Annotated in this window: 1 protein-coding gene; it reads left to right on the top strand. The window is 31.5% G+C overall.

The annotated features are described in order from the left end of the window. Window positions 1–49: 49 nt before the first annotated feature. Window positions 50–3,838 carry a DUF5977 domain-containing protein gene (locus B0A64_RS25355; RefSeq protein WP_208863571.1) on the top strand — a complete coding sequence of 1,263 codons (3,789 nt, stop codon included), beginning with the start codon at window positions 50–52 and terminating at the stop codon, window positions 3,836–3,838. The last annotated feature ends 47 nt before the right edge of the window (window positions 3,839–3,885 follow it).

The raw sequence follows: 3,885 nt of genomic DNA, 5'->3' as shown, positions 1-3,885 counted from the left end.
CGCTGGCTATGCCGGAGTAGGCTGGACATTTAGCATAGGAGGTTCTATTTTGCATTCAATAAACGGTCTAAATGATGAGGGGCATGAAAGTGACAAACAATTGATATATAATTATATTAATAAATTACCTCCTTATAATGATCAGTCTACTGCAACAGGGAAAACTGTAATTTCTCATTTTTTAGAGAATTTATCTAATGGAATTTTTGATGGAGAACCTGATAAGTATTCAGTTAATATTGGTAATATTAGCTGTAGTTTTTATTTGGATAAAGACAACAATCCTATTTTTTTAAAGAATGAAAATTATAAACTTTCAGGTAATTCTGCAATTGGTTTTACACTGACAGACAATCAGGGAATTAACTATATTTTTAATTTGTTGCAAGGGGCAGACAAAGTAACTGAAAACGATCAGTATTCATATGTCTCCTCTTATTTAATAACAGAGATTAATTTTCCTTATACATCAAATAAAATTTTATTTAAGTATAGTAGTTCAGCTCCATATAATGATACAAATTTTAGTCAAAGCTTGATAAAAACTACTAATGAATCTGGAAACCCAAATAATAATTTCATCTTAAGAAATAATACCACCACTACAATTTTAAATACATTTAAACTAGATAAAATAATAACAAATAGTGGTACTATCGACTTACAATATAATAGTAATCCAGCAGAGCAGGCTATTGCAGTTATTAGTAATTTAAGTGTAAAAGATCAGTTTTCTAAATCAGTTAAAAGTTATGATTTTGCTTATTCAGGATGGGTTGGACGAAGAACTAATTTATTGAATGTAAAGTACAATGGTAGTGTTATCAATGAGATGGAATACGATATGAGTCTTCCTTATCCGGTACTAGAAAGTAATTATGATCGCGTTCAAAAAGATCTTTGGGGGTACTATAATAAAAATGGCACGATGGTTAGTGCTAATGGAATTATTGATTCATACAATAACCCAAAACTTAAACCGGATTTTGAAAGTACAAAGATTGGCTCATTAACCAGAATTACTTATCAGACAAAGGGGTATTCTTTGATAGAATATGAACCAAACACAGTTTATATGGGAGGAAGCAATTTTAATTTTCCTTATGATTCTGATGGTCTTACAATTTCTAAGCCAATTACTGTAGTTACTGAGCCTAATTCTAATGAAGACGAAGGATCTAAAGCATCTTTAATCTTTGATGTTACTGATGTACCTACTGAGTTGATAGCTAAATATCGCTTTGTAAATTATAAAGATATAACATCAGTTAATGATCTGCGCAATGCTAGTGTAAATATATATGAAAATGACCAAATTGCCTTAACAGCTAGTCAAACATGGACGAATTTTGGATATTGGAACCCTTCTAAAAATGTTTTTACAGATGGGGACTATAATATAGAAAAAAAAATAAAAATATTTAAACCTGGAACATATAAAATAGAGGCTGTTTCAATGAGGGGAATAAAAGCAGAGTTAAGTGTCACCCTTAATAAAACAGTAGAATTTTTTAATCAGATTGTTGGAGGTTTAAGAGTTAAACAAATTAAAAACTGTGATTTTAACGGAGAGTGTATCACTACTGTTTATAATTATTCTCAAAATGGTAAAAGTACAGGATTAATGCTTCAAAAACCGGAATTTTATTCCGGTTATAGTATTCAGAATAATACAGGTTGTAGCCAGGGTACGTATACTAAACAATCTTATTTTAATTTCACAAGTATTTATCCACTATCTAATTATAAAGGAAGTCCTGTATTATATAAAACAGTTGAAAAAACTGATTACGGTAAAAATGAAAATAGTCAGGTAGTAAGTAACGGTAAAACCATATTTTCCTATTATGGTAAACAAGTCTCAAATTCTCTACAAGATGAGGAATCATACTTTTCAATTGGATTGTTAGATACCAAATTGGTTAAAGATGAATTGGGAGCAAAAGCCGTAAAACAAAAAAACTATTATTTAAATCAGGCTAAACCAGATGTGTCTAAATTTGTTTATTCTTTTCAATGTAAAGCTATTTACGAGAGTAGAGGGCAGGCTAGCGGAAGTGGAGGATCTTCAGGAAGTGGATGTGGATTGTCTTATCCCAGACCATTAAGCAACTTTATGGTAAATCAATTTAGACATGAAGCGAAGAATTATATACTGGAGAAAGAGGAAAGTACTAATTATTATCATGGAGATTCTTTAGTTCAGGCGAATTCATATAATTATAATTTAAATACAGGATTTTTAAAGAGCCAAATCACAACGAGTTCTGGAAAAGAAGCCTTAGAGACAAGGTATTTTTATCCAACAGATATTGATATGTCGAATGAACCTTTTCGCAATGAGTTGATCTCTGGCAATATAATTGGAACTCCTTTGGTTACACAAAATTACAACGGAGAAAAACTATCAGATCAAAAAACTGAATATGATTACAATGTCTCAACTTCTAATTTTTTAGTACCTAAATATGTTTATGCAAATAAAGGAATTGATGAGATAAATAAGATAAAAGACAAAAAGATCACTTACGATAAATACGACAATAAGGGCAACATCGTTCAGTATACGTTGGAGAGCGGAGTACCAATATCTATTATTTGGGGATATAACAAAACACAGCCAATTGCAAAAATAGAAAACGCTACTTATGATCAAATTTTCAACTATGTTGATAACCTGCAAAATTTATCTAATGCAGATGATGATAATTGTATGTCAAATGACTGTAACGAACAAATTTTAAGAGATAAATTAAATGCCTTTAGAGGGAGCTTTCCTGAATATATGATTACTACTTACACCTATAATCCTCTTGTTGGAGTTACCAGTGTAACGGATACCAAGGGAGTATCTTCTTATTATGAGTATGATTCTGTAAATAGATTAAAATTTATTAAAGATAAATACCTTAATGTGCTTCAAAAATATTGCTATAATTATAAAGGACAGCAGATTGATTGTAGTGATAACAGTTCGACAAGTATAGTTTTATATAAAAGCATAGCCAGAAGTGGTTCCTTTACAAAAAGTAATTGCTCATCAGGAGGTACAGGAGCTAGTGTAATTTATAACCAACCGGCTGGTGCTGTTATTTCAGGTATTTCTCAATTGCAAGCTGATTCTGATGGACTTATAAAATTTAATATAGATGGTCAGCTCTATGCAAATAATACTTCTTCAGTAAAATGCACTTTTTGGAATACAGCCCAAAGCGGTGTATTTACAAGAAATAATTGTGCAGTCGGAGGCAGCCCGGAAACCATTACATATAATGTTTCGGCAGGATTATATAGTTCAACAACTTCTCAGGCAGCAGCAGATTCTCAGGCTCAAGTACAAATTAATAATAATGGACAGGCATATGCTAATTCCAATGGAAAGTGTACTTTTTATAGTATTGCCAGAAGTGGCTCGTTTATAAAGAATAATTGTACTTCTGGTGGGGCTGGCTCAAGTTTGAGTTATAGTCAAGCTGCAGGTGCGGTTGTTTCAACTATTTCTCAGACAGATGCAGATGCAAGTGGTATGATTAAATTTAATACAGACGGTCAGAATAATGCAAATGCTTATGGAACTTGTTCTTATGTTACTTACACTGCCACCATTAATGACTATGAAGCCGAATTAAAAAAAGCATGGATTGTTCTTACTGCATCCTCAGCGAATCATCCGGCACGCAGTATTTCTGTCAAGATTAAATATGATTATCCAACAGTAAATACGTGGGCTAACAAAACAGTAGTAATTAATTTCGAAGAAGGACAAACTACAAAGATTTTTGAGGTGAAGTTAAATTTTATTAGTGAAGTTCAAGTAGTATCATTTACAGTCAATTAATCCTGAATTGTTAAAAAAATTAAACAACAAACTGTATGAAAAAATAC

Source organism: Flavobacterium araucananum, from assembly GCF_002222055.1.
GTDB lineage: Bacteria > Bacteroidota > Bacteroidia > Flavobacteriales > Flavobacteriaceae > Flavobacterium > Flavobacterium araucananum.
Note: the sequence above shows the minus strand (reverse complement) of the source record. Positions and strands in the feature narration are given on the sequence as shown.